Source organism: Indolivaga capnocytophagoides DSM 22835 (genome assembly GCF_000426485.1).
Lineage (GTDB): Bacteria > Bacteroidota > Bacteroidia > Bacteroidales > Dysgonomonadaceae > Dysgonomonas_A > Dysgonomonas_A capnocytophagoides.
In genome coordinates, this window is record NZ_AUFL01000015.1 from 105,110 (window position 1) to 131,349 (window position 26,240).

Genomic DNA, 26,240 nt, shown 5'->3' on the forward strand with positions numbered 1-26,240 from the left:
TCTTCTTTTTTCTATATAGATAAATATAAGAAAAGATGTTCGTTCGTATGTTTTTCCGATTTACTACCTTTGGAGTTTGATAAGATAAATCCTTTACTTGGAGATAATGGCAAAGACCCTTAAAGAACAAACGGTTTCGGCTCTATTCTGGAGCTTTATGGAAAAAGGCGGGCAGCAGATTTTTCAATTTGTGTTTGCCATTGTTCTTGCCCGTTTATTAAGCCCCGGAGAATTGGGATTACTTGGAGCTTTAGCCATATTTATAGCTGTTGCTAATATTCTACAGGAGAGTGGATTTTCTTCTGCATTGATTCGTAAACAGGAAGTTTCGGAAAAGGATTATTCAACCGTCTTTTATTTCAATATCTCGATCAGTATAGTTTGTTATATTATACTGTTTTTTTTCGCTCCTTACATCGCAGATTTTTATAAACAGCCTATTTTATCGGATTTATCGAGGTTTTTATTTCTTTCATTCGTTTTCAACGGGTTTAGTGTCGTCCAATATGTGCATTTGGTTCGCCAGATGGCATTTCGTAAGAATACCCGTATATCATTAGCCTCAACTTTAATATCGGGAGGGGTGGCTGTGATTATGGCATATTACGGATATGGTGTATGGAGTTTGGCGGCACAGCAGGTATTACAGACTTTACTTAGATCTGTATTTTTATGGATCTCTATCAGATGGACTCCTTCAGCATCTTTTTGCTTTGACGGGTTGAAATCTATGACCGGATACAGTAGTAAGCTTCTTCTGAATTCTTTATTCAATCAGGTGGCAGTAAATATTTCTTCTATCGTGATCGGTAAGAAATTCTCGATGTCTGATCTTGGTAATTACAATCAGGCAACCAAGCTGGGTAATCTTCCTCAGGGAATGATTGCTTCCAGTTTGCAATCAGTAGCTTTCCCTCTATTGAGCAAACTAGGTGATGATATTGATGCTAAACGAAAAGTTTTCCGAAAGATAGTACGTGTTGTCTGCTTTCTTTGTTTTCCGATAGCTGTTTTCACTATAATCTCGGCAGAATCGATTGTTTTGGTTGCTTTCAAAGAAAAATGGATAGGAGTTGTGCCTATTTTAAGGCTCTTAGTTATAGGGAGTTCTGTGTTGCCTTTGTTCTATTTATTATCATCCTTGCTACAGTCAGTCGGGAAGTCGGGAATGCTGCTTTCTGTAGAGTTATTCCGTAATATCCTCACACTATTGGTCATTATTTATACTGTCAGATTTGGGGTAAACGGAGTTGTTTTGGGTACGAGCTGTATTGCTATTCTGTCGTTTCTCGTAGCTTATTACATTGCGGGCAGGTGTATTAAATACTCCATGTGGGAAGTTATGAAGGATATTCTTCCCTATGGTTTTATTGCAATTATTACATTCTGTCCGACTTATTTCTTAGGATCGGTAATCTCCAATAATCTTATTTTATTATTGACTCAGCTTATTGTAGGAGGTTGTGCCTATCTGATTATTCTAAAGCTGCTGGGGTCTAAAGTTCTCGATGAAATGATGCAAATTGCCCGTCGAAAGAAAACAATCCGTTAAGGTGTCAGATACCTGTTGTTGACTTTGTAAGCATAACCGGAAGAGCAGATTATTCCTTTAAAATAGGTCATTAGTACTTTCAGTTATTTATTTAACTAAAGACTTGACTTCTCCATCTGCAAAACGGGTTACGATATTATCTCCCTTTTTTACACCTGCTTTACTTTTTATTATCTTTTTACCGGATAAAGTTAGGGTATACCCCTTTTTCAGAATATTCTCAGGAGAATTATGTTCTATATATTGCTCTTTCGATTCGAGAATATGTTTCTGATCCTGTAAAACTCTTATTGCTGCATTCTTAATCTTCTCTGATATGATATCTAGTTTATTTAGCTGATCTTTTGTCCGGTCTTTGATTATGTACGAATACTTGGTCACCAATGTATTTAAGATTGTAGCTTCTTCAATCAATCTTTTATTTGTTTCGAAGATAATGCTGTCTTGGATATCGATTAATTCGGATGCGGATTCGTAAATATGCTTTATCAGAAATTCAGCTACAGCAGTCGGTGTTTTAGCTCTGGTATGCGCTACGATATCGAGAACTGTGTCGTCTCGTTCGTGTCCGATACCTGTAATTATAGGCAGAGGGAATTGGGCGCAGTTAGCAGCGAGCAGATATGAGTCGAAACTACTCAGATCAGAGGTTGCACCTCCACCGCGAATAATTACGACAGCATCGAATTTATCGATGTTTTCGTATATTCTGTCTAATGCAGCAATAATAGATTGTTCGGTACGATCGCCTTGCATTATTGCCGGAAACAGCTTATTGTAGAATATAAACCCGTCTTTATTGTTAGTCAGCTGATTACAAAAATCCTCGTATCCGGCGGCTGTCGGTGAAGATATAACGGCTATCCGATTGGCTATTTTAGCCAAAGGCAGTTCTTTATTGAGGTCTAATACCCCTTCCTCTTCGAGTTGTTTGATAATCAAAGTTCTGTTTTTAGCCTGATCACCCAAAGTATAGGAAGGATCTATATCATGTACATTAAGGCTGTATCCATATAGCTCATGAAATTCGATACTTACCTGCACCAGTACTTTAAGTCCGGATGCAAAAGCCTGTCCTGTCTCAGATTCGAAATAGGCTTTCAGCATACGGAATACATTCGACCAGATACTTCCTCTGGCCTTTGCGATTATCGTTTTGTTATTTGAGTCTTTCTCGATGAATTCGAGATAACAATGTCCATTCTGATTACTCCGGACATCGCTCATTTCGGCTCTTATCCAGAATCTTTGACTGAAAGTATCGGCAATAACACCTCTTACCAGATTATTCAGTTCATATAATGATAGTGCAGGCAGTTCCATGCTTATTGTAAATTATCAGTTTGTAATTCTTTGGCCAGCAGCATCGCTTTTTCCATATCGGGAATGCCATAACCATACGAATTATTCGGCTTTTCAAATCTGTCGCATGATCGACGGATTATATCCAGTAACTGAATATTAGTCAATCGGGGATAGGCTTGCCACAAGCACGCCGCCATGCCGCACATGACAGGACCAGAGAAAGACGTTCCGCTATTGTAAGTAACATTGCCGTCTTCACCTATTATATTGATTTTATCGCCTAAAGCTACTACATCCGGCTTAATCCGTTCGTCTGCCGTAGGACCAACCGAACTGAAATAGGATAGGGTAGAGTCTCTGCGGACAGAACCTACGGTAAGCACATCGTCGACATCAGCCGGAGCTGAAATACTCCTCCATGTTTTAGAACCTTCATTCCCTGCACTTATAACAACAAATATACCTTTTCGGGTTGCTATTTTTGCCGCTTTGCTGATAAAGGCTGTTTTTCCATCCAATTGAGATTGACTGTAACTTTGAGCTAAAGCATTGAATTTAGTATATCCCAGCGATGTGTTTATGAGATCAACGCCTACGCTGTCTGCATATTCGGCTGCGGCTATCCAGTAATCTTCTTCGATGGGATATTCCGAACGTCCGTCTTCCGACTTCAGCAGCCAGTATTTTGCTTCGGGAGCTGTTCCTATATAGATGTTCGGGCGGTTTGATCCCAATATTGATAAGACATTCAATCCGTGTGTACTGCTTTTAAGGATATTTATTCCATTGTAAACAAAATCTTTTATACCTCTTATAAACACATTGTCCAACAGTAGTATATCTTTTAAATTTTGATAACCGGCATCAATAATGGCAATATCCATCCCTTTGCCTTTATACCCCTTTTCATGGAGATATTGACCGTTCAGCATCTTTATCTGGTCGTATCCATAACCGTATTGATTTTCGGCTTTGGGTTCAGGTTCTTTTATTCGTTTCAAAGGAGAGCTTTCCATGTTTACTGTAGTATCGCTTTTCCATACGAATAAGGCGTTATCAACAAACTGCAGATTTTTTAGAATCTCCACCTGAAGGCTGTCTGTGCAATATACGCTCACTGTATTCATCCATTTGCTTTTAGCTACTATTTTGTATCCTAGATTCTCGATTTCACCGCAATAAGCAGCAGATATCGGTACGTCTGTTGTATCTATTTCTATATTCTGACGTTCTCTGCGATCCAACGCTTTCTGAGAAAGATATTTTTGAGGATTTGCAATCAGGTCTTTCGATTCAGGCTTGTCTTTTAACTGTAATCTGAATATATATCCATCTGTCGCAGAAGAATAGAATGAAATGATTGAAACTATAAAGAATATAATTGTTCTAAGCATTGATTGTAAGTAATAGTAAGTATCTTAATGATGTATAATACAGTTAACGAGTGGACTTATTGACAAGTAAACAAAGGTCTGAGACCTTAAAAATAATACTTTTACAGAGGAATTACCCCTTACCTCCGTGTTTATTTTTATTCTTATGCATTGATTTAAACTTGCTCCAGTTCTTTTCTACTTGTTTTACATATTTCACTACCTCCGATCCACGCAGATATCCGTTCTTGCACACTGAGTCGGTATAATATTCAGGCTTGCTTTTCAGTTCGATGTATTTCTCTACATTCCCATCCCATACATACGGGTTTGCTCCGTATTTACGGGCTAATGCCTGAGCATCTGCAATATGTCCGTTTCCACCGTTGTATGCAGCCAGTATAAATTTGATTCGCTGTTGCGGATCGGATACCCGTTTGAAGATATCATCCAGACGGGCAATCAATCCGGCTCCGACCTTGATGTTTATCTCGGGATTTACTAGCTGATTGCCTGTTGCGCCAAAAGAAGCAGCCGTTCGCGGCATCAATCCCATGAGTCCGATAGCTCCGGCCCATGACGATAGATTGGTCTTGAAACGAGATTCCTGATAAGCGATCGACGCCAATAAAAACCAGTCGTATCCGGCTACAGCAGAATATTTTTTAAACAATGGATCAAAAGGAGTAATAAATCCTTTGGGAAGGTCTTTTGGTATTTCGTACTCGACATCGGGCATTTTGCTCAATTCGAAATACTTTTTCAGGATATCTTTATAGATTGGTTTACGGCTGTTTTGTGCAAACCATACATTCAGCGAATCTGCTAATTGCGGAGCATCTTTACGTACTGCCCACGATGAACGTTGCTCGAAGCTGAGGGGCAGTGATATGTCGATATTCCGGTAATAAGTCTTATTTAACTTGGCAATGTATTCATCGGCTACCGTATAATCTATTTCATGTTGGGCAACCATGCCGATAAGGTCTTCTACGGTTATTGTGTCCTTTTCAACGTCTTTTATTATAATACCATTGCCCAGTTCCATATCAAGGTTCTGAAGCCGTTGGTGGTACTTTGTATTGTGTTTTACATATACCTCTTTGCCTATGAGCTGGGTTACATCTGTTATCATTGAATCTCTTACCCCTGTACGTTGCACTAAAACCTGATGAGATACCTGTTCCAGTCCGCAATAAATAATAGAATCTTTAAGACTGCTCTGTACGGGTACTGCTCCTGCTATAAGGTCACCTTCCCCTTGTTCGAGCATTTCGAGCAATTTGGTCGAATTTTCCGCTACTTTTACCTTTAATTTCAGGCCATGACGATCGCAAAACTCTTTGGCCAGATCGTAATCATATCCCATTGCTTCGTCTTTGTAGATAAAGTACGAAGTGGAGCTGCTCATCGTGATGATCGTTAATTCTCCTTTCTCTTTAATCTGCTGAAAATCGTAGGCTTGTTTTTTTTTCTCTGCGCATGCTCCGAGCATGATCAGGATAACGGCAAGGATAGGTAATTTACTCATATGTCGTTTTATTAAGGTCGCAGACCTATTTTATAGCAAATATAAAAAAAATCTCTACTGTTACTTCATTCTGTAACAGTAGAGATTCTATTAAATACCAGGTCTCTCTATTTGGATATGATAAGTTTATCCGATTTTCCCTTTTGGTATATCATTGTATCGTTGCGCTTTCCTTTCCTCAGTTTCTTTTGTATGTCGGTCGGGAGCATTACAATATCCTTACACTCATTGCTGCAGCATCCGTGCATTTTTTTTGCACATTCGGGGCATTGTATAAATAGCAGATGGCATGCTTCGTTCGCACAATTGGTATGTGTATCACAAGGTTTGCCGCACTGATGGCAGTGTGCAATGACATCGTCGGTAATACGTTCACCTAAGCGGTTGTCAAATACAAAGTTTTTTCCGATAAATTTACTTTGCAGATCTTCGGCTTTTACCTGTCGCGTGTATTCTATAATTCCTCCTTCGAGTTGATATACATTTTTAAATCCCTGATGCTTGAAATAAGCACTGGCTTTTTCGCAGCGGATACCACCCGTGCAGTACATCAATAGGTTTTTGTCTTCTTTATGGTCTTTCAGCATGTCGTGGATAATGGGCAGTGATTCTCTGAATGTCGTTACATCAGGAGTAACAGCACCTTCGAAATGTCCTATCTCGCTTTCGTAATGATTACGCATATCCAAAACGATAGTGTCGGGATCTTCCATCAACTTATTAAATTCATTAGCCTTAAGATGTGTGCCGATGGCTGTAACATCGAAAGTTTCATCATTGAGACCGTCAGCTAATATCTTCTCGCGAATTTTGATTGTCAGTTTCAAAAAAGACTTATTGTCTTGCTCTACTGCTATATTCAGTCTGATATCCCTCATGAATGGGTAAGTGTCGAGATAATTTTTGAATGCAGATAAATTTTCGGCAGGAAGAGAAAGCTGTGCGTTTATACCCTCATGGGCAACGTATATCCGTCCTAACACATCCAGACTATTCCAGTTAAGAAACAGGTCGTCTCTGAAAATTTTGGGATCTTCGATATGTGCATATGCATAAAAAGAGAGCGTAAGTCTTTTTTTGCCGGCTTCATCTATCAGTTTTGCCCTTTCGTCGGCACTCATTACATTGTACAGTTGCATATTATACAATTTAGGTCTCAGACCTATTTTATTATTTTGATAAATTAAATAATTAAAGGGAACCGTATTCCCGTAACAAAGAAAGGATAAAAAGATTGTATATACCTGTCTATCAGTTATTGAAATTTTTTATATTTGCAGTTAATTCCAATCCATAAACACTCTCGATATTATGAAAAAACTAATCATAGCCTTTACTATTCCGATGTTATTCTTCTCATGTTCGGAAGATAATATTACAGGTACAAATGAAGAAGAGGAAAATAACGGTAATGAAACCGAAACAATTGTTCCATTATCACTTACGGTCTCAACACAGGAGGGCAAAATGTTCGAAAACATACAGTTTACAATTGACTTTCAGCAAGAAACTTCTATGTATGATCTAGTACAGTCTTATGACTCTCTCGTATGGAATGTACCCGAAGTGGACGGGAGGAAGAAAATATTTGAACAGAATTCTAATAATACACATTTGACTTCGTCGTGGGGAAACTGCTTTTACTATAAAGGTAAATACCAGTCGATATTGATTGGATATAAGGATAATAAGGTAGTTTTGGCTGATACAACAATAGTTAATGTAGATATCAATAAAAAGTACGACTTTCTCAATATAAAATGGGATGATTTTAAAGAGATATTTGGAACACAGATTATAAATAATGTATTTGATTCGGAGTTTTATTTGGGAGTTGCTCGAACAGTTAAAAGTGATACATTGTGTGCAAATATCTATTTTTATCCTGAGGATAAGATTGCTAAAGACGATAAACTTTTGAGCAAATATACAGACCAACGTCAGGAGAAAAATATAATCGATTATATTTCTGAATTGTATGGAAAACCGGCATTGTCTTATATCGATAATAACGAGCGACTTGCAGTTGTCTGCAAAGAGAAATTCCGTGTTAAATACGATTCGGATGTTCCCAGATACTTATGGATAGTTGGTAAAACAAATGTAGTATTGCTGTACCGTCAGGATGCCATTTATGTTGATAAGTATTACCTGCACGCCGAACCTGTAAAATAACAGGCTCTGTAAATTATTAATTAATAAAAAGGTCTGATACCTTAGAAATTCTGCATATCACACAATTTACGGTAATATCCGTTCAGATCGTATAATTCGTCGTGTTCACCTCTTTCTACAATACGCCCTTCGTGCATCACGCAAATTTCGTCAGCACTTTTTATTGTCGATAAACGGTGAGCAATAACAATAGTAGTACGGTTACGCATCAGGTTCTCGAGAGCTTCCTGTACTAATCGTTCTGATTCGGTATCGAGAGCAGATGTCGCTTCATCGAGAATCAGTATCTGAGGATTTTTCAGTACGGCACGGGCTATGCTCAACCGTTGGCGTTGCCCTCCCGACAGTTTGCCTCCCCTGTCTCCGATATTAGTATCATACCCGTTTTCGGTTGCTGCGATAAAATCATGTGCATTGGCTACCTTGGCAGCTTCTTCCACTTCTTCCATAGTCGGGTTTTCAACTCCGAAAGCTATGTTGTTGAAGAATGTATCATTGAATAAGATGGCTTCCTGATTTACATTGCCCATCAGTCCTCGTAAATCCATAATGCGTGCATTACGGATATCCGTTCCGTCGATGGTTATCTGACCTTCGTTGACATCATAAAAACGGGGGAGAAGATCAACCATTGTTGATTTTCCCGAACCTGACTGACCTACCAGAGCAATCGTTTTTCCTTTGGGGATAGTCAGATTGATATCTTGGAGTACCCAGTTGTTTTTGTACTTAAACCAAACGTTTTTGTATTCTATACTCGAATTAAAGGATAATTTAACCGGATTTTCGGGGTCATTAATATCGCTTTTTGCATCAAGTATCTTATCGATTCGTTCCATAGATGCCAACCCTTTCTGGATAGCATAGGCCGATTTCGAGAATTCTTTCGCCGGATTGATTATACTGTAAAACATAACCAGATAAAACATAAAGCTCGAAGCCGTAATAGACGCATCGTTACCAAGAATAAGAGTTCCTCCGTACCACAATACCACAGCTATAGTAGCGGTTCCCAGAAATTCGCTCATAGGATGTGCAAGCTGCTGACGACGGGCTATTTTGTTTGACATTTTGCGAAGCTCGTTCCCTCCGTTATAAAAACGATCTGAAACTTTCTGCTCGGCATTGAATGCTTTTATGATGCGCAATCCGCTTAGGGTTTCTTCGATCTGAGCCATCAATTCGCCCCATTTATTCTGGGCTTCGGTCGATCTGCGTTTAAGTGTTTTGCTAACCCTCCCCATGACAAATCCCGACAGAGGAAGGAGAATCAATACAAAAATGGTCAGCTGCCAGCTCACAACGAGCATAGTGGTGAAGTAAACCAGAATAAGTATCGGATTTTTGAATAGCATATCGAGAGAACTCATTATTGAGTTTTCGACCTCTCCTACATCTCCTGTCATACGGGCTATAATATCTCCTTTGCGTTCTTCGGAGAAGAATGACAGAGGTAATGCCAGTATTTTATCATTGATCTGGTTTCGGATATCCCTCACAACACCAGTGCGGATAGGAATCAGGTAATATGAACTCAGGTAATAAACTCCCGTTTTGATAAAAGTAAGTATAACTAAAGCCACAGATAGCCAAAATAAGACAGTAGATGCTCCGTATTGATCGATAAAATGAGCTGAATAATAGTAGAAGTTATTTTTTAGAACCGATCCTATACTTTCCATTTTCTGCATGAAGGTCACGGCATCTGCGTTGATCCACGGCATATAATGATACACTTCGTCGTCGAGTTTGAATAAAATATTCAGAATAGGAATAATAAGACTGAATGAAACTACATTCATCAAAGCTGATAGTATATTGAATACAAAGCTGAGGATCAGCTGCTTATTGTAGGGGGGGACGAACCGCCTTAAAACTTTTATAAATTCTTTCATCTGGTTACTTGTCTGGTCGTAGACCTATTTATTACTTTGGCAAGTATAACAATATAAACTTGTTAAGTCTTGAAAATATATCATTAAATGCTTTCATTTCTTTAATATGAAACTAATGCCTTCGCAAAAACGAAAGCGCAAGTTAGTGATAAATATTGTTTAACGAAAGCCGGTGTATTTTGATCAGATATAAGGGTGGTAATAAATTTTTATTTTAACATTTGTTTGCGAAAAGTTGATTTATGGACTACAGATATAAGCCCTGCCATGTGTAGGACTCTACTTTAACCAAATCAGTGCATCTGACAGTTTCTCTACATTTTCGGTTGATTCTTTCACTCCGTTAATTTCTATAACGAATCTTTTTTTCTTCTTTTCTTCCATCGTTTTTAAGTATAGATAAAAAGAAAAAAATCTAATGGCTATTTGTCGAAGTTTTTAGATATTGTAACAGGTATCGCTGTGTATTCGTAATAATCAGATAGACTTCTTCCATCTATATGCGTAATATTCACATCCACAGGCGCACTTTGTATCGCATTTGGCATAGGAGCAGCAGCTGTTGCCGTAGTATCAGCTTTGGCGGTGGGTATAATATTTACTTCTTTAAAGAAATTAAGAGCTAGGAAAATAGCAATCACCGTCAGTACAATTTTAGTGTAGATATCCGTTTTCATAATTCATGAGTGTTAATTGGTTTATCTACAAATATAGTCTTTTGTTTTATTCTGGGATTAGAAACTTATTTACCTTTGTGCTTAGTTATAGCTAATTATTACTCTTATATTTGGGTGGTAATAAAATAGGTCTGAGACCTTAATATATGGAATTCAGAAAAAAGATAGATATACCACGTTCCGGTTTGACTGTCGGGCATCAGGATAAAATGCTGATGTTCGGTTCGTGTTTTGCCGAAAATATCGGAAGATATTTGCTCGAAAATAAATTCGATGTTAATGTAAATCCATTTGGGGTTTTATACAACCCTTCGTCTATTAGTCAATCCGTGCGCTTTCTGCTGGATGAAAAAGTTTTTACCCGATCCGATATTTTTAAGCAGCAGGGCGTTTTTCGGTCTTACAGTCATCATAGTGTATTTAGCGAAATAGATGAAGACCGTTTTCTGCTATCAATCAACAATGTCTGTCAAAAAGCATCAGCCGATTTACGAGAAGCAGATGTGTTGCTGATAACTTTCGGAACGTCTTATGTTTATCGGTTGAAGGAATCGGGAGCAATCGTTGCAAATTGCCATAAATCTCCGGCTTCGGATTTTGACCGCTTCCGTTTGTCTGTTTCTGATATTGTGAATGACTGGACAGATCTGATTGAGGTTCTGCTTTCGAAGAATCCGGATTTAAAGATTTTATTTACCGTAAGTCCTATACGCCACTGGAAAGATGGAGTCCATAACAATCAGTTGAGTAAGTCGGTATTGTTATTGGCAATAGATGAATTGCAGCGGGCCTTTCCTGCAGTTTTTTATTTCCCGTCTTACGAAATAGTGCTTGATGAGCTTCGCGATTATCGCTTTTATTCGGACGATATGATTCATCCGAATGATATGGCTATTCGATATATTTGGAGTATTTTTGCAGATACATTTTTTGACGATATAACTAAACAGGTTAATACGCAATGGCAGAGTCTCCATAGAGCAATTTTGCACCGTCCCTTTAACGAGGATACTCCGGAGCATCAACAATTTTTAAGGCAAACTTTGTTAAAGCTCCAATCTTTCAGAGAGAAATATCCTTACTTTGATTGTTATAACGAAATAGAGTTGTTGGAGAATAGAATCAGTCAATAACTACTTGATAACTAATGGCTTTAAAGCCTGTATATATTATTTAAGAAATTGCTTTTACTCTAAAAAGAAGATGGCATACAAGATAGCGGATATAGCTAAAACACTAAAAATTAAAGAAATTGCTTTTCCTGACTATAAGATCAGTCATTTACTGACCGATAGCCGGGAAGTTTTTAATCCTGAAGAAACATTATTTTTTGCGCTGAAAACGAAAAATAATGACGGGCATAAATACATCGAAGAGCTGTATAAACTCGGTATTCGGAACTTTGTGGTAGATACAATTGCCCCAGAATGGAGCAATTTGCAGGCAGTGAATTTCCTACAAGTAAAAAACACATTGCAGGCATTACAGGCTGCAGCGACATTTCATCGCGACCATTTCAAAATACCGATAATAGCTATTACCGGAAGTAACGGAAAAACTATCGTAAAAGAATGGATTTATCAGCTGCTGGGTTCCGAACGTCGTATCACTCGTTCGCCCCGTAGTTATAACTCGCAGATAGGTGTGCCTTTATCGGTTTGGCAGTTGAATGAAAATACAGAGATAGGCCTTTTCGAAGCCGGTATTTCTATGCCTAACGAGATGGCTAAATTGCAGCGTATTATCCAACCTACTATCGGAGTATTCACCAATATTGGAGATGCCCATCAGGAAAACTTTCAGAATCTGAAACAAAAATGCCTCGAAAAGTTAGAATTATTTATCAATTGCGATGTTATAATTTGTGAAGAAGGAAATCAACTGCTCGATGAATGTATGCAGTCTGCTTGCCTTTCTCAGAAGCGTTTTACATGGTCTTACAATCTGAGATCATCAAGCCCTCTGCTTATACAGAGCATCGACCGTTCCGAAACAGTTTCGTATATCACATACTCGTTTCTGGGGTTACCATTTACAATAGAACTGCCTTTTGTTGACGATGCTTCTATCGAGAACGTAACCAGTGCTATAGCCGTATCTCTTTATCTCACCACTTCTATCGACATTATCCAAAAGAAAGTGCGTCAGCTCGAACCGGTAGCTATGCGTCTGGATGTGCGTCAGGGAAAGAATCAGAATATTATTGTAAACGATACTTACAACTCCGATATTAATTCGTTAAAGATCGCCCTTTCTTTCCTTGGACAGCAGGCAACCGAGGAATCTCAAAAGAAAACATTGATATTATCCGATATATTGCAGTCGGGGTATTCCGATGAGGCTTTGTACCGCTCGGTTCTTGATTCGGCGAGAGCTGCTAATGTCGAGAAGATCATCGGTGTTGGTAAGCATATTTCGCAGCAGCAGCAAATATTCGAAAATATTCCTCACGCTTTTTTCGAAACGACCGAAGAATTTATCGAATCGGGTATTTGGAACGATTTCCATGCCGAAACCATATTACTGAAAGGTTCCCGCAGTTTTGAATTTGAACGTATTGCCGAATTGATCGAACAGAAAACCCACGAAACGGTCTTAGATATTAATCTGGACGCTGTGGTGCATAACTTCAAATTTTACCGTTCACGTTTGAAACCCGAAACTAAAATGATATGTATGGTTAAGGCCGATGCATACGGTTCGGGCTCTGTTGAGGTTGCTAAAATATTGCAGTATCACAAGTGTGATTATTTTGCAGTTGCCATTGCCGAAGAAGGCAGTTTATTGAGAAAATCGGGTATAAAGACTCCTGTGATTGTTTTAAACCCTGAAGTAGGTGGATTCAACCAGCTTTTCGAGTCATACCTTGAACCCGAAGTGTATAATTTCAGAATATTGGATGCTTTTATACGGGAAGCACAACGCCGTGGTATTTCGGATTTTCCCATCCATATTAAGATGGATACAGGAATGCACCGCTTAGGATTTACCGAAGAAGATTTACCCAGATTAGTAGATCGGCTTACTTCACAAAAAGCATTAAGGGTTGTGTCTACCTTCTCTCATCTGGCGGCAAGCGAAAGCTGGTCTTTTGATGATTTTACTATACAGCAGATTTCTATATTTAAAAAGCTGGCAGGTATGCTTCAAGATGGATTGGGATATCCTGTATGGCGTCATATCCTCAACTCAGCCGGAATGGAACGCTTTCCTGAAGAGCAGATGGATATGGTACGGTTAGGTATCAGTCAGTATGGCATCAGTGCAAGCGGACTTTCGGGCTTACGAAATGTGTGCACTTTGCGTACTACCATATTGCAGATTAAACATATAAAAGCTGGAGAAACGGTTGGCTACGGGCGTAAAGGCAAAGTCGAGCACGATTCGGATATCGCAACCCTGCGTATCGGATATGCCGATGGGCTGAGCCGTCAGTTCGGAAACGGAGCCGGACATGTGCTTATCAAAGATAAACTTGTTCCGTTTGTGGGCAATGTCTGTATGGATTTATCGATGGTTGATGTAACCGGACTGGATGTAAAAGAGGGAGAGTCGGTTATTATCTTTGGGGATGATCTCCCTGTGACGGAATTAGCCAAAACAATTAATACGATTCCTTACGAAATACTGACTTCGGTTTCGTCAAGGGTTAAGAGGATTTATTTCAGGGAATAGGTCATTCTATTTTCACTTAATAATACGGTCATACAATTCTGAACAAATTGTATGACCGTATGTTATTTATTTTAGTTAAATAATGTAATCTATAAATATATAATTGTTTCGACAACTATATTTGTGATTAAATAAAGAAGATAAATAAAAAAGGTCTGAGACCTTGCTTAGCACTCATTCTATGGAAAAACGATATTTTCTGGGTATTCTGCTTTTTGTTTCAATAAGTATTTCCCCTATGATGGGGCAAAGAATTTTGAATCTTGACGAGGTTCGGGATCTCGCCATACAAAACAATAAGAATCTGAAAATGGCTTCGGAGCAGGAGCGTGTCGCCTTCTATAATAAGAAAGAGGCTTTCTCTAAATATTTACCCGAAGTGTCGATGATAGGAGCTTATCTCCGCAATCAGAAAAATCTTCAATTAATATCTTCATCAGCTATTCCGTCCTCTATAACTATGCCCGATTTGAGTTCGTTAGGTATCCCTATACCTGCCGGAACAGAAATACCTATTCCTGACGAGATTCGGGATAAGATACGCAGTGTCGGCGAAGTGGATATCAAAAATGTATGGGTCGGAGGTGTTACATTGATTCAGCCGTTGTTTATGGGCGGAAAAATCGTTGCTTATAACGATATAATGAAAAATTCGCAGGCTCTGGCAGCTGCACAAAAAGATACAAAGTTACAGGATATTATAACCGAAGTAGATGCCGGATATTGGCAGGTTGTATCCCTTGCCTATAAGAAAGAACTGGCAGAGTCATACAAATCTTTATTAGAAAAGATGCATTCCGATATTTCAACGATGGAGCAAGAAGGGGTTGCGACAAAAGCAGATGTATTATCTGTAGCTGTAAAACTCAACGAAGCGGATATGACACTTACTAAAGTTGATAACGGATTGGCTCTCTCCCGTATGGCTCTGAATCAGCTTTGTGGACTATCGATTGATGAGAACGTGAAATTGTCGGACGAAAACAATAGGGAAACGGTATCGAACGAATTATATACACCCGAACTGGTTTCTGTTGAAGAAGCTCTGGTTAATCGCTCGGAGCTGAAAAGTCTGGAATTGGCTACAAAAATTTATAAAGGAAAAGAACGGGTTGCTCGATCGGAATTTATGCCTAATCTGGCTTTTATGGCCAGTTATTTGTATACAAATCCGAGTTCGTTTGATGGATTTGATACCAAATTCGGGGGAATGTGGACTTTGGGGCTTACGCTGAAAGTTCCACTGAATTTCATGTCGAGCTCATCGAAATACAATGCGGCTAAAGCTGAAACCCGGATTCAGGAGTATAAGCTCGACGAAGCTAAAGAGAAAATAGAACTACAGGTAAATCAGACAAATTTTAAACTCAATGAGGCTTATAAAAAATACACCTCATCAGAGAAAAATATGGAGAAAGCTGATGAGAACTTGCGCTATGCAACAGTGGGGTTTGAAGAAGGTGTAATTCCTGCTTCAGATGTGCTGGCTGCTCATACAGCGTGGCTTTCGGCTCATTCGGAGCTTATTGATTCGAAAATTGATATTCGGTTATGTAAGGTATATCTGAATAAGGCTCTGGGACGTAATTTACTGAATAAGTAGGGTTGGGGACAGGGTCATGACCCTCTTCTGATTTTTATCTATAAGAAAGTTACAAGTTGCTTTGCCCTGCGGGCAGTACGAGTTACAAGAAAAAAAGTAGCATCCAAAAAGCGTACATAAAGCGTGTAACCTTTGTAACCTTTTTTTATATTAAATAACTGATAATAAATGATGTAAAAAATAAAAATATGAGTGCACAAGATAACAAATCGGGCTCTAAACTAATTCCTATTCTTGGGTTTGCCGCTGTAATAATAGGAGCAGCTGTTTACGGTTTTTTCTTCCTCAATCAGGAGGATAACACTTTGCAAGGCGAAGCCGATATAACCGAAGTTCGTATATCGAGTAAAGTTCCGGGACGTATCGAGAAGTTCTTTGTAGAGGAGGGTGATTATGTAAAGCGAGGAGATACTCTCGCTATACTTAGTGCTCCCGATATTGTAGCAAAACTCTCTCAGGCCAGTGCCGCAGAACAGGGTGCTGCAGCTCAAAGTGAAAAGGCTCAGAGGGGAACCCGTTCGGAGCAATTGAAATCGGCTTACGAGATGTGGCAGAAAGCAATTGTGGGCAGCGACATTGCCAAGAAGTCATTTAATCGTGTACAGAATCTCTTTGATAAAGGAGTTACTACGGCTCAAAAAAGAGATGAGGCGGAAGCGAACTACAATGCTGCTCTGGCTACCGAAAAAGCTGCTAAGTATCAATACGACATGGCTGTAAACGGAGCGCAGAGAGAAGATAAAGAAGCTGCTGCTGCAATGGTTGCCAAAGCAAAAGGTGCTGTTGCCGAGGTAGGGTCTTATATAAATGAAACATACCTGATTTCACCGGTTGACGGGCGTATTTCCGATCGTTTCCCCAATGTAGGAGAATTAGTAGGAACGGGGGCTCCCGTGATGAATGTGATGGACTTATCGGACAAATGGGGTACCTTTAATATTCGTGAAGATCTTTTAGCCGACTTTAAGGTAGGAGGAGAAATATCAGCATTTGTTCCGGCACTGAATAAAGATGTAAAACTGAAAATTTACTATATGAAAGACCTCGGTTCGTATGCAGCCTGGAAGGCGACTAAAACAACCGGAGGTTATGACCGGAAAACTTTCGAGGTAAGAGGTCGTTTTATCGAAGATCAACCGGATGTATTACCGGGAATGTCAATTATAATAAAACGCTAAAGACTGATGAGTTTACAAACCGGTTTTCGGGTAGTTTTCGTTCGTGAGTGTAAGCGGATAATATCTTCCAAGATCTGTATCTGGGGGATGATTATTGCGCCTTTGTTGACATTCGCTATACTTATGTATATGATGAGTGCCGGATTGCCGACTAAAATACCTGTAGCTGTTGTCGATCTTGATAATTCGTCTACCTCACGTGCGTTGGTTCGTCAGTTGGATGCTTTTGCCAAAACCGATATTAAATTTAAGAGCTTGTCGTTTAAAGAAGCCCGTATAGCAATGGAACGTGCCGAAGTATACGGAATCTTTACGATACCGGAGGATTTTGCAAAAGATGCTGTATCGGGCAATCGTCCTAAAATAGTGTTTTATACTAATAACGCTTTCTTGATTTCGGGTTCACTCTTGTTTCAGGATATGAAGATGATAAGCGTTCTTGCATCTGCATCTGTAGGGTTGAAGATGGGAGAAGCAAAAGGCTATACACAAGGAGAGCTTATGCCTGTGTTACAGCCGATCTCAATAGAAGCTCATGTGATAGGTAATCCGATGCTCAATTATTCTGTTTATCTCAACAATGTGCTTACTCCCGGTATTCTTTTTCTGATTCTGGCTATGTTTACGATATCGGCTTTAGGGTCGGAGGTAAAATCGGGGACAGGACGTCAACTGCTAGATCTGTCGGGAGGATCTATCGTAAAAGCCGTTTTCGGTAAACTGTTGCCTTATACGGCTCTGTTTCTCATTTTATCGCTGTTTTTTATGTCGGTATTGTACGGCTATAACCATTTTCCACTTCATTCGGGATTCTGGCCTATGTGTGCGGCATATCTCTGCCTTATTTTGTCAGCTCAGGGTTTCGGACTTATACTTTTGGCAGTATTCCCCAACTATCGCCTGGCTTTAAGTTCGGCGAGCCTGTTGGGTATGATATCGTTTTCGATAACAGGCTTTTCATTTGCATCCATGGCTATGAGTCCTATTCTGTACGGATTGAGCTTTCTCTTCCCGTTGAGGCATTTTTTTCTAATTTATGTGGATCAGGCTCTCAATGGAATTCCGTTAGGGTATTCGGCTTATCATTATGCGGCGTTATTAGGATTCTTCCTGGTAGGGCTTTTGCTTATGGGGCGTATTCGTAGATTTCTTTATGAGAATGTTTATGAAGAATAACGATTGAAGATTATGAAAAAATTATTTCTCGATATATATTATGTTTGGATAAACGAGCTAAAGGTCGTTTTTCGTGATCCTGCGGTTATTCTCCTTTTGGTGATCGTTCCATTATTATACCCTGTGCTTTATGCTTATCTGTACAATAATGAGGTTGTACATGAAGTGAAAGCTGTAGTGGTTGATGAGTCCAATTCGGCCTTGTCGAGAGAGTTTACGCGAAAAGTTGATGGTGCTGCCGATGTAAATGTTGTAGCGCATGTAGCCAATATGGAAGAAGCCCGTGAGATGATGAGGAAAAAAGAAGTATACGGTATTATTCTTATCCCTTCTTCTTTCAGTACCGATCTCAATACAAATAAGCAAACTACAGTAATCCTGTATTCTGATATGAGCAGTATGCTTTTTTATAAGGCCATGATGCTTACCTGTACCGAAGTTTCTCTTGAAATGGGAGCAGGCATCAGGGTTCAGGATATGGGATACGGAACGCAGGAGCAGGACCAATCTACTATGCAGGCCGTCGATTATGAATGGGTTCCGTTTTATAATGTATCTAACGGGTTTGCCAGTTTTCTGGTTCCCGCTATTCTTATATTGGTTATCCAGCAAACTCTGTTGTTGGGTATCGGTACACTGGTTGGTACGCATAACGATAAAAAACGGTTTACCGTGGCATCTCATACTTTTTCGGGACGTGATATTCATCCGTTGAAACTGACTATCGGTAAAGGGTTCTGTTACAGTATGATTTACTTTGTTTCATCGGCTTGGGTACTGAGGGTTGTTCCGTATCTGTTCGGACTTCCTCAGATCGGGAGCCCCGAAACTATTGCAGTTTTTCTTTTCCCCTATATACTTGCAGCATCATTCTTTGCAATGACCTTATCGTATTTTTCTTCTCAGCGGGAGTTTATTATGCTGCTTATTGTATTTACAAGTGTTCCGTTTCTGTTTTTGTCGGGTATATCGTGGCCCTGGCCGGCAGTTCCCGGTCCTTTAAAGGCAATTGCCTATCTGCTTCCTTCTACTCCCGGAATTCATGGTTTTGTAAAGATCAATACTATGGGTGCTTCTCTGAGCGATGTCTGGTTTCAGTACGTAATGCTATGGATACATGCTGTTGTGTACTGTGTCTTAGCCACAATGATGTATTACTGGTGGATAGACAATTACGATCCAAAGTATAAAGGAAAGCATCCTTCGATTACAAAATTCTGATATTATCGGCTATCGGATAAAAGCCCCATACTATCTTTGTATAGTAATTATATTATTTCATGAAACAGGCATTTATAAAGCTGCATTTATCTATTATTCTGGCGGGTTTTACCGGTATATTCGGTAAGCTGATCACACTCAATGAAGGATTGTTGGTGTGGTATCGCATGTTGATCACATCACTGCTTCTGTTTATTCTTCTTAAAATTTGGAAGAAATTCAGATTACTTCCTTTACAGGATATGATCCGTATCGGCGGAGTCGGATTTCTTCTTGCAATGCACTGGGTATTTTTCTATGCTAGTATCAAGGCTTCTAATATATCAATAGGGGTTATTTGTTTTTCGCTGGTGGGCTTTTTTACAGCAATATTGGAGCCTTTTATCAATCATCGCAGATTTTCGGTGACAGAGCTTATTTTAAGCCTGATAACCTTATCGGGTATTATTCTGATCTTTAACTTGGATATGCGTTATCAGAGCGGTATTATTCTGGGGGTTATCTCTTCGGCTTTAGCTGCCTTATTTACGATCATGAACAAGAGGGTAGGAGCGGATTATACTTCTTCAACAATGCTTTTCTATGAAATGGTCGGAGGGTTTATTTGCTTAAGTGTTATATTGCCTGTGTATTTATACAATTTTCAGGTAGATACACTTGTCCCATCGACGCAAAATATAATCTATTTGATGGTGTTCAGTGTGTTCTGTACAATATTGTTGTACATCTTACAGATTCAGGCTCTCAAGTCGATTTCTGCTTTTACCGTGAATTTAAGCTATAATCTGGAACCGGTATACAGTATAGTTCTTGCCATGGCATTTTTCGGGGAAGCAAAAGAGCTTAATTATTCTTTTTATCTTGGGTTGACTCTTATTGTGCTGTCAACTGTTCTGCAGATGTTTAATGTCATGTATGAACGCAAAAAGAAAGATAAGGCTATATCCTGATCTGTGATTTTCCTGAAGAGCATTTGTCACAAAGCCCTTTCATTACAAAGTTTACACTTTGGAGAATAAATCCATTGGGTAATTGTACCTTGGGTATAGATATGCTTTCGAGACAAAAGGTCTGTTTACACTCTGTGCAATTGAAGTGAACATGAAGGTCTTTGATAGAGCATTGGCAGTCGGGACTGCATACCGAATATTTCATCGACCCTGATCCATCGTCAATACTATGTATCAGCAGTTGATTGTGAAAAAGGGTAATGGTTCTCGAAAGCGTTGACTTATCTACTGTATCAAGTGTTTCCTCGAGTGACGACAAGCTGAAAGCCTGATGCTGTTCTGCCATCGCTTTAAAGATAAGCAGCCTTACTGCTGTGGGTTTGATGCCCCGTGCTTCGAGTCGGGTTATGTATTGTTGTTCCATGTGTTATAGCTTTATTTCATCCATTGGATTCCAGAATACCTGCTTCCAGTTTTGAATACGGTCGTTTTTGATAATGACACCTTCTTTTTCGAGGAGTTGTTCCATTTCATCGGAATTGCCGAATGCTTTTTTTCCGGATAATACACCCTGGCTATTTACAACCCTGTATGCGGGAATATCGTTATTGACAGAATCGGAATTTGACATGATTCGCCCAACCATCCGAGACATATTGGGATATCCCGATGCCTTTGCCAATGCGCTGTAGCTCGTTGCCCGTCCGTAAGGAATCATCCTTACTATTTCGTGAACGGCTTCGGTAAACTCTTTCTTTTCCTTCTCTGTCATGTCTGATGGTATCTTAATATTTTCGGGGTGTGTATCCCATCAAAGGCTTAGTTTGTACGTTATTCTCAAATTTACAATAAAAAATCTTTATGGAAGAAAAAACGCTGCCCGTTTTTGGAGCAGCGTCATTTGAGCTTATTCTTAGAATAGACTATTTGTCTTCTTTGTCTTTTTTAGTCTCCTTTTTTGCTTTAGGAGCAGCTTTTTTCTTTGGCTCTTTTTCTTCTTTTTCTTCCTTGGCAGGTTCAGTCTTTACTTCTTCAGCTTGAGGTTCTTCTTCGGATTGAGCCTCTTCTGCGAAAGCAATTCCTGATTCAGTAAGAAGATTATACCAGGCTAACAGCTTTTTTATGTCAGAATCATATACCCTGTCTCTGTCATAAGAAGGAAGGATTTCTGCGAAGTATTTTCTTAGTTCTTCCGGTTTTGAATTTGGAACGATAGATGATTTTCCTCCATTTTCTTTTGTCTGTATCTTAGTTAGTACTTCGCTCAAAGGAACTTCTCCTTCGTCGGTATACATGGCAATATCTCCTAAAGAAACGACTTTATCTCTTGCATAGATAGGAAGTCTTCTTTTATCTGCCAATGATTCAACAATAACCATATTCTTAGCATTGGATATTAATTTAAATAATCCAGGTTTGCCCGATACAGATAAAATAGTTTTCAACATAAATATTATTTTTAATTTTTAATTTTCGGTCTCCATTTTCATACCAACCGAAAGTATTTAATGATATCTTGTAATTTAATCACTTACAAACTTGACCGATCATCAGATTACGTGTAATCGGCAGTCTGAAACTAAAAGCAAAAGGACTATGCCCTTTAAACCGTGCACAAAAATAATGTGATTGTTTTAATATAAAAATTTTGAAATGCTATAAAATATAAAAAAGCCCCGGAAGAAATTATCAAAGGCTTTTTTCCGTTTATAATCTCAGCCTTAAAATATCTTCTTGTAAACATGGCAGTATGGCTTATCTCCTTTATGCTCATAATATTGCTGATGATAATCCTCAGCTTTCCAGAAGGTGACTGCCGGTTTTAGCATAGTCGCAACTTTGTATCCCTTATCGGTAAGTATTGAAATGTACTTTTCGGCAATAGATTTCTCTTCATTTGTCGAGTAAAATATGCATGAGAGGTATTGAGGGCCGATATCAGGTCCTTGTCCGTTGGTCTGGGTAAAATCATGGGTCTCGAAGAAAAGTTTCACCAGATCTTCGTAAGATATATTGCGAGTATCATATTCTACTTCTGTGGTCTCGAGGTGTCCGGTTGTTTTCTCACAAACCTGACGGTATGTAGGATGGTCTACATGTCCTCCCATAAAGCCGACAGCGGTGTGTTTTACTCCTTTTGCTTTCATGAAGTAGTATTCGGTACCCCAAAAACATCCCGAGGCAAAATAGGCTTTTCTGATGTTTTTATTCTGTTCGGGGATAAATTTCATAGAAATTGAATTAACGCAATGCCGGGTATTTTTCGGAGTAAATCCTTCTCCGATGAAAACATGTCCGAGATGAGCACCGCAGTTGGCACAGACTATCTCGGTTCGCATACCATCAGCGTCGGGAATCCGTTTGACTGCACCTTTTATTTCATCATCGAAAGATGGCCATCCGCATTGAGAATCGAATTTGTCGGATGATTTGTAGAGTGGGGCATCACAGCGTTTACAGACATATGTACCTTCTTTTTTGTTGTTTACATATTCTCCTGTATACGGGTATTCGGTACCTTTGTGTACTATGACCCTTTCTTCTTCGGGCGTAAGATCGTTATATTTCATTGATTTATGATTTGGATTTTCTGTTTTCTGGGCACAAGATGTTCCTGTGCTTAATGCAAATAAAAGATAAACCAGTATTTTAATTTTCATTTTTAGATTCATTTTTTTTGCTGCTTGTAATAATATACAAAAGAGTATCTCGAACGCTCTTTTAGATAATGGACATGTTTGTCATTGCTATATGCTTCCCTTTCGAAAGAAATATTGTAATATGCTTTGAGAGGGTCTCTATATTGTATGATCCTGACCAGCCATTCTAAAAAGTACAGTAGATAAAAAAATATCCAAAGCAGTTCTGTTATCTGGGCTGTGTGAATTTTTTCGTGATTAATTTCCTGCTTAGATAGGATTCCATATTCTTTTCGGCCGATAATTATTCCGAAAAGATTAATAGCGGCGAATCCCTTAGGCGGGAAATATTTACTGTAAAAAATTCTCATTCTTTTATTATGAACATACACACAAAGAAAGGAACAAATTTTCATGAAAAGTTATCTTTTCCTAACTTTCGGTTATAATTTCGGGGTTCGAATATCAGGTGTTGATTTTCTGTAGATTATCAAAGCCGGAAACTTTCGAAACGTATCTTTATATGAGTAAAACAAATAAGTAAGTATGGAGTTTATTTATATTGCTATAATTATAGCTTTTTCGTTTTTCGTGATGGTCTGGATGTATCGTACGGGTAAGCAGCAGATCAATGATTTGAAAACCGAAAATGAGAAGTTGAAAGATGAAAACAGCCGATTGAAGCAGAAAGAACTCGAGTTTGTTCATTCTAAAGCTCTGTTGGAGGCTTCATTGAGTACAAAAGAAGAACTTCTTTCTCTTCAACAAGGTGAAATATCCAATGTCAGAGAACAGTTCAACAAAGATTTTCAGTTACTCGCAAACCGAATATTGGAAGAAAAAACATCCAAATTTACTGATATTAATCGGTTGAATATGGAATCGATTCTAAAACCATTGAATGAGAAATTGTCTGAATTTAAGGTGAAAGTCGAAGAAACTTACGACAAGGAATCTAAACAAAGATTTTCTCTCGAAGAAAGGATTCGGGAATTGGTCTCTTTGAATCACCAGATAAGTGAAGATGCAAACAATTTGACGAAAGCATTGAAAGGAAACAGTAAAATTCAGGGTAATTGGGGTGAAATGATTCTGGAGTCTATTCTCGAAAAATCGGGTCTCAAGAAGGGTGAAGAATATTTTACCCAAGAGATACTTACAAATGAAAAAGGCGAAAGGATATTGAATGATGAGAATAAAGCCTTACAGCCTGATGTTGTTATTGTATATCCGGGAGGAAGGAAAATTATAGTTGACTCGAAAGTCTCTCTTAACGGATATGTAAAATATGTGGAATCGGAAACTGATCAGGAGAGGTTATCGGCAGAAAAGGAGCATATTCTGTCTGTAAAAAAGCATATCGACGAGCTTAGCTCGAAATCTTATCAGGATTATATCGATTCTTTGGATTTTGTGATGATGTTTGTTCCTAATGAACCTGCTTATATTCTGGCAATGCAGCTTGATTCGTCAATATGGGATTATGCCTACCGCAAACGAATCCTCCTGATAAGCCCTACAAACCTGATTGCATCGTTGAAAGTTGTTGCTGATTTGTGGAAAAGGGAGTATCAAAGCCGTAATGCGCAGGAGATAGCCCGTAGAGGATCTATATTGTATGATAAATTTGTCGGATTTGTAGAAACTCTGCAAGATGTAGGTAAAAATATGGAACGCACTCAGCGGAGTTATGATAAGGCTCTCATGCAGTTAAGGGATGGAAATGGTAACCTGATCAGGCAGGCGGAAATGTTAAAAGACCTTGGGGTGAAGTCGCAAAAAGACCTTCCGGATAGTAATTTAGCTAAATAAGGTTAATTATTGAAAAAACAAGTATAAAAGTTATGTTCTATAACATAAAATGCTTTATATTTGTACTGTGTTTTTCATGGTATTAGATTTAAGGTTAACAATGAAGATTGGTTGTCGTGATGACAACCTTTCCTATTTTATATAGGTTATTTCTGAGCCCGAGATTTTTTTACTATTATTGTCTTCAATAAACATCATATTTCCACAGCCACACTATTCAATCGAAAAACTCGTCAGTTTGCATATTGAAGAAACTACAGCTACAATCAATGAAAAAATGAAGAAGATTCAAAAAAAATAAGTCTAATATCTTTATGCATTATCTTGGTGTTGTTTTTAGGAATACACTTCTATATTCTCGCTCTTTTCACCAGTGATGGTTATAAAGATTCAGAAGAATATATTATTGAAGAATCTTTTAGTGATTTAGATTGTACAGTTTATAACTTTAAGAAATCAAATCCTCGATATTACCTCGTTACAACCAATGAAAAGGGGGAACGATACATTTATAAAGATTATCAGTCTTCAAAACACTTTCATGTATTTTTTTATTTCCAAGACATTGATCTTACTATTCAATGTTTACTAGATCCAATCAATGATGATGAGTCTATGTTATCCATATTTGCAATATCTCGAGGAGTAAGCTTTGCCAGTTGGAAAAATATAAATACGGATGATCTTTCGAAAGAAGAAAATAGAGAAATAAAGAAAAAAATTGAAACAGAGATATTGGATCAATTGGGAAAGTGGAAACACAAACGATGGTACAATTAGCATCTTCTCCTAAATCTCAAAATATAATCAAACATTAATCGTCAATTTTATCTATGGGTAAAGCGTTCTTTAAATAACAGAAAACACAAGCCATCTTTTATCAATAAGGATAAAAGATGGAAGCTAAAAAGTATAATTTTTGTGTAACCTTTGTAACCTTTTCTATTTTATTTCTAAATAGATTAGTAAGTTCCATAAAACGAAATGGGCTGCCTATTGGTAAAAGATACCTGTAATGTACCATATCCATTATCCCCTAATGAGAGAAATAGCTTGATACCTCGTTCTTCCATTTTAGATAAATCTTTTGGTATTATGGTTATGTTGTACATCCCTCTTTTAGTTTGCTCTGCTTTATAATCAAAGTTTGTGGAGAGAAAATCAATCCCAATATTCGAAGGATCTGTCGGAGCAATATAAGAACGTCCGAAGTAAGGTAATCGGGCAATAACTGTATCGGCTGATATCTTCAAAAAATAAGTATCGGTAAGAGCAATCGATCTTCCGGATAACGGCGATGCATTAGTTGCAGAAAAAGTCAGATTGTGATTCTCTATTTTTTGAATATTACCATCAACTTTAGCTTGCTGTTCGGCTGTGAGAACTTTGCTTTTACATCCGATAAGAGCTATTAAGCAAGTTATAAATAATACAGATGCAATCTTCTTCATGTTGTTTCCTTTTTTATATTAAAAACA

General features: G+C 38.4%; 23 protein-coding genes. 11 read left to right on the forward strand and 12 right to left on the reverse strand.

Annotated elements, in window-relative coordinates; all coding sequences use genetic code 11:
- The first annotated feature begins 106 nt into the window (after positions 1-106).
- A complete protein-coding gene (locus K322_RS0109350; RefSeq protein ID WP_035331791.1) occupies positions 107-1,552 on the forward strand; it encodes a lipopolysaccharide biosynthesis protein in 1,446 nt (481 codons plus the stop codon).
- A gap of 87 nt (positions 1,553-1,639) precedes the next feature.
- Here K322_RS0109350 and xseA read toward each other — a convergent pair whose 3' ends face one another.
- The 4 genes from xseA to trhO all read right to left on the reverse strand — a co-directional run bounded on the left by xseA (position 1,640) and on the right by trhO (position 6,900).
- Positions 1,640-2,875, reverse strand: a complete 1,236-nt coding sequence (gene xseA / locus K322_RS0109355; RefSeq protein ID WP_026626658.1) for an exodeoxyribonuclease VII large subunit — start codon at positions 2,873-2,875, stop codon at positions 1,640-1,642.
- Between the two features lie 2 nt (positions 2,876-2,877).
- Positions 2,878-4,251, reverse strand: a complete 1,374-nt coding sequence (locus tag K322_RS0109360; protein ID WP_026626659.1) for a S8 family peptidase — start codon at positions 4,249-4,251, stop codon at positions 2,878-2,880.
- Between the two features lie 112 nt (positions 4,252-4,363).
- Positions 4,364-5,761, reverse strand: a complete 1,398-nt coding sequence (locus tag K322_RS0109365) for an MltF family protein (protein WP_026626660.1) — start codon at positions 5,759-5,761, stop codon at positions 4,364-4,366.
- A gap of 107 nt (positions 5,762-5,868) precedes the next feature.
- Positions 5,869-6,900, reverse strand: a complete 1,032-nt coding sequence (gene trhO / locus K322_RS0109370; protein ID WP_026626661.1) for an oxygen-dependent tRNA uridine(34) hydroxylase TrhO — start codon at positions 6,898-6,900, stop codon at positions 5,869-5,871.
- A gap of 172 nt (positions 6,901-7,072) precedes the next feature.
- Between trhO and K322_RS0109375 the strand changes: the two genes are divergently transcribed.
- Entirely contained in the window at positions 7,073-7,936 is an 864-nt protein-coding gene (locus K322_RS0109375; RefSeq protein ID WP_026626662.1) for a hypothetical protein, read from the forward strand.
- A 41-nt stretch (positions 7,937-7,977) separates the two neighbouring features.
- Here the strand turns inward: K322_RS0109375 and K322_RS0109380 are convergent, their stop codons facing one another.
- Together K322_RS0109380 and K322_RS0109390 are read right to left on the reverse strand one after the other, a co-directional pair.
- A complete protein-coding gene (locus tag K322_RS0109380) occupies positions 7,978-9,831 on the reverse strand; it encodes an ABC transporter ATP-binding protein (protein ID WP_026626663.1) in 1,854 nt (617 codons plus the stop codon).
- A 422-nt stretch (positions 9,832-10,253) separates the two neighbouring features.
- Positions 10,254-10,508, reverse strand: coding sequence for a hypothetical protein (locus tag K322_RS0109390; RefSeq protein WP_026626664.1), 255 nt, complete (start codon positions 10,506-10,508; stop codon positions 10,254-10,256).
- A gap of 146 nt (positions 10,509-10,654) precedes the next feature.
- Here K322_RS0109390 and K322_RS0109395 point away from each other — a divergent pair, with 146 nt between their 5' ends.
- The 7 genes from K322_RS0109395 to K322_RS0109425 all read left to right on the forward strand — a co-directional run bounded on the left by K322_RS0109395 (position 10,655) and on the right by K322_RS0109425 (position 20,311).
- Positions 10,655-11,641, forward strand: a complete 987-nt coding sequence (locus K322_RS0109395) for a GSCFA domain-containing protein (protein WP_026626665.1) — start codon at positions 10,655-10,657, stop codon at positions 11,639-11,641.
- Positions 11,642-11,711: 70 nt separating this feature from the next.
- Positions 11,712-14,183 carry a bifunctional UDP-N-acetylmuramoyl-tripeptide:D-alanyl-D-alanine ligase/alanine racemase gene (locus tag K322_RS0109400; protein ID WP_026626666.1) on the forward strand — a complete coding sequence of 824 codons (2,472 nt, stop codon included), beginning with the start codon at positions 11,712-11,714 and terminating at the stop codon, positions 14,181-14,183.
- Between the two features lie 181 nt (positions 14,184-14,364).
- Positions 14,365-15,786 carry a TolC family protein gene (locus tag K322_RS0109405; protein WP_026626667.1) on the forward strand — a complete coding sequence of 474 codons (1,422 nt, stop codon included), beginning with the start codon at positions 14,365-14,367 and terminating at the stop codon, positions 15,784-15,786.
- A gap of 188 nt (positions 15,787-15,974) precedes the next feature.
- Positions 15,975-16,964: an HlyD family secretion protein gene (locus K322_RS0109410; protein WP_026626668.1), complete on the forward strand. Its 990-nt coding sequence runs from the start codon at positions 15,975-15,977 to the stop codon at positions 16,962-16,964.
- A gap of 6 nt (positions 16,965-16,970) precedes the next feature.
- Entirely contained in the window at positions 16,971-18,140 is a 1,170-nt protein-coding gene (locus K322_RS0109415; protein ID WP_026626669.1) for an ABC transporter permease, read from the forward strand.
- Between the two features lie 12 nt (positions 18,141-18,152).
- Positions 18,153-19,361 carry an ABC transporter permease gene (locus tag K322_RS0109420; protein ID WP_026626670.1) on the forward strand — a complete coding sequence of 403 codons (1,209 nt, stop codon included), beginning with the start codon at positions 18,153-18,155 and terminating at the stop codon, positions 19,359-19,361.
- A gap of 59 nt (positions 19,362-19,420) precedes the next feature.
- Positions 19,421-20,311, forward strand: coding sequence for a DMT family transporter (locus K322_RS0109425; RefSeq protein WP_026626671.1), 891 nt, complete (start codon positions 19,421-19,423; stop codon positions 20,309-20,311).
- Here K322_RS0109425 and K322_RS0109430 read toward each other — a convergent pair.
- The 5 genes from K322_RS0109430 to K322_RS0109450 form a co-directional block, all read right to left on the reverse strand.
- A complete protein-coding gene (locus K322_RS0109430; protein ID WP_026626672.1) occupies positions 20,301-20,735 on the reverse strand; it encodes a Fur family transcriptional regulator in 435 nt (144 codons plus the stop codon). The genes K322_RS0109425 and K322_RS0109430 overlap by 11 nt on opposite strands.
- Before the next feature lie 3 nt (positions 20,736-20,738).
- Positions 20,739-21,083, reverse strand: a complete 345-nt coding sequence (locus K322_RS0109435) for an MGMT family protein (RefSeq protein ID WP_026626673.1) — start codon at positions 21,081-21,083, stop codon at positions 20,739-20,741.
- Between the two features lie 151 nt (positions 21,084-21,234).
- Positions 21,235-21,759: a DUF5606 family protein gene (locus tag K322_RS0109440; protein WP_026626674.1), complete on the reverse strand. Its 525-nt coding sequence runs from the start codon at positions 21,757-21,759 to the stop codon at positions 21,235-21,237.
- A gap of 273 nt (positions 21,760-22,032) precedes the next feature.
- On the reverse strand, positions 22,033-22,971 hold the full coding sequence (locus K322_RS0109445) for a bifunctional methionine sulfoxide reductase B/A protein (protein ID WP_026626675.1): 939 nt from the start codon (positions 22,969-22,971) through the stop codon (positions 22,033-22,035).
- 8 nt (positions 22,972-22,979) lie between these two features.
- Positions 22,980-23,321: a hypothetical protein gene (locus tag K322_RS0109450; protein ID WP_026626676.1), complete on the reverse strand. Its 342-nt coding sequence runs from the start codon at positions 23,319-23,321 to the stop codon at positions 22,980-22,982.
- A gap of 175 nt (positions 23,322-23,496) precedes the next feature.
- Between K322_RS0109450 and K322_RS0109455 the strand changes: the two genes are divergently transcribed.
- Both K322_RS0109455 and K322_RS20820 read left to right on the forward strand, forming a co-directional pair.
- Positions 23,497-24,762: a DNA recombination protein RmuC gene (locus tag K322_RS0109455; RefSeq protein WP_026626677.1), complete on the forward strand. Its 1,266-nt coding sequence runs from the start codon at positions 23,497-23,499 to the stop codon at positions 24,760-24,762.
- 615 nt (positions 24,763-25,377) lie between these two features.
- Complete coding sequence (locus tag K322_RS20820; RefSeq protein WP_157279406.1) at positions 25,378-25,542, forward strand: hypothetical protein; 165 nt, start codon at positions 25,378-25,380, stop codon at positions 25,540-25,542.
- 182 nt (positions 25,543-25,724) lie between these two features.
- On the opposite strand, the gene K322_RS0109465 is transcribed toward K322_RS20820, so the two are convergent.
- On the reverse strand, positions 25,725-26,213 hold the full coding sequence (locus tag K322_RS0109465) for a DUF4251 domain-containing protein (RefSeq protein ID WP_026626679.1): 489 nt from the start codon (positions 26,211-26,213) through the stop codon (positions 25,725-25,727).
- Between the last annotated feature and the right edge of the window lie 27 nt (positions 26,214-26,240).

Excerpts from the sequence above, each read along its gene's own strand:
- K322_RS0109350 (WP_035331791.1), top strand. The coding sequence starts at position 107 with ATGGCAAAGACCCTTAAAGAACAAACGGTTTCGGCTCTATTCTGGAGC.
- xseA (WP_026626658.1), bottom strand. The coding sequence starts at position 2,875 with ATGGAACTGCCTGCACTATCATTATATGAACTGAATAATCTGGTAAGA.
- K322_RS0109360 (WP_026626659.1), bottom strand. The coding sequence starts at position 4,251 with ATGCTTAGAACAATTATATTCTTTATAGTTTCAATCATTTCATTCTAT.
- K322_RS0109365 (WP_026626660.1), bottom strand. The coding sequence starts at position 5,761 with ATGAGTAAATTACCTATCCTTGCCGTTATCCTGATCATGCTCGGAGCA.
- trhO (WP_026626661.1), bottom strand. The coding sequence starts at position 6,900 with ATGCAACTGTACAATGTAATGAGTGCCGACGAAAGGGCAAAACTGATA.
- K322_RS0109375 (WP_026626662.1), top strand. The coding sequence starts at position 7,073 with ATGAAAAAACTAATCATAGCCTTTACTATTCCGATGTTATTCTTCTCA.
- K322_RS0109380 (WP_026626663.1), bottom strand. The coding sequence starts at position 9,831 with ATGAAAGAATTTATAAAAGTTTTAAGGCGGTTCGTCCCCCCCTACAAT.
- K322_RS0109390 (WP_026626664.1), bottom strand. The coding sequence starts at position 10,508 with ATGAAAACGGATATCTACACTAAAATTGTACTGACGGTGATTGCTATT.
- K322_RS0109395 (WP_026626665.1), top strand. The coding sequence starts at position 10,655 with ATGGAATTCAGAAAAAAGATAGATATACCACGTTCCGGTTTGACTGTC.
- K322_RS0109400 (WP_026626666.1), top strand. The coding sequence starts at position 11,712 with ATGGCATACAAGATAGCGGATATAGCTAAAACACTAAAAATTAAAGAA.
- K322_RS0109405 (WP_026626667.1), top strand. The coding sequence starts at position 14,365 with ATGGAAAAACGATATTTTCTGGGTATTCTGCTTTTTGTTTCAATAAGT.
- K322_RS0109410 (WP_026626668.1), top strand. The coding sequence starts at position 15,975 with ATGAGTGCACAAGATAACAAATCGGGCTCTAAACTAATTCCTATTCTT.
- K322_RS0109415 (WP_026626669.1), top strand. The coding sequence starts at position 16,971 with ATGAGTTTACAAACCGGTTTTCGGGTAGTTTTCGTTCGTGAGTGTAAG.
- K322_RS0109420 (WP_026626670.1), top strand. The coding sequence starts at position 18,153 with ATGAAAAAATTATTTCTCGATATATATTATGTTTGGATAAACGAGCTA.
- K322_RS0109425 (WP_026626671.1), top strand. The coding sequence starts at position 19,421 with ATGAAACAGGCATTTATAAAGCTGCATTTATCTATTATTCTGGCGGGT.
- K322_RS0109430 (WP_026626672.1), bottom strand. The coding sequence starts at position 20,735 with ATGGAACAACAATACATAACCCGACTCGAAGCACGGGGCATCAAACCC.
- K322_RS0109435 (WP_026626673.1), bottom strand. The coding sequence starts at position 21,083 with ATGACAGAGAAGGAAAAGAAAGAGTTTACCGAAGCCGTTCACGAAATA.
- K322_RS0109440 (WP_026626674.1), bottom strand. The coding sequence starts at position 21,759 with ATGTTGAAAACTATTTTATCTGTATCGGGCAAACCTGGATTATTTAAA.
- K322_RS0109445 (WP_026626675.1), bottom strand. The coding sequence starts at position 22,971 with ATGAAAATTAAAATACTGGTTTATCTTTTATTTGCATTAAGCACAGGA.
- K322_RS0109450 (WP_026626676.1), bottom strand. The coding sequence starts at position 23,321 with ATGAGAATTTTTTACAGTAAATATTTCCCGCCTAAGGGATTCGCCGCT.
- K322_RS0109455 (WP_026626677.1), top strand. The coding sequence starts at position 23,497 with ATGGAGTTTATTTATATTGCTATAATTATAGCTTTTTCGTTTTTCGTG.
- K322_RS20820 (WP_157279406.1), top strand. The coding sequence starts at position 25,378 with ATGTTATCCATATTTGCAATATCTCGAGGAGTAAGCTTTGCCAGTTGG.
- K322_RS0109465 (WP_026626679.1), bottom strand. The coding sequence starts at position 26,213 with ATGAAGAAGATTGCATCTGTATTATTTATAACTTGCTTAATAGCTCTT.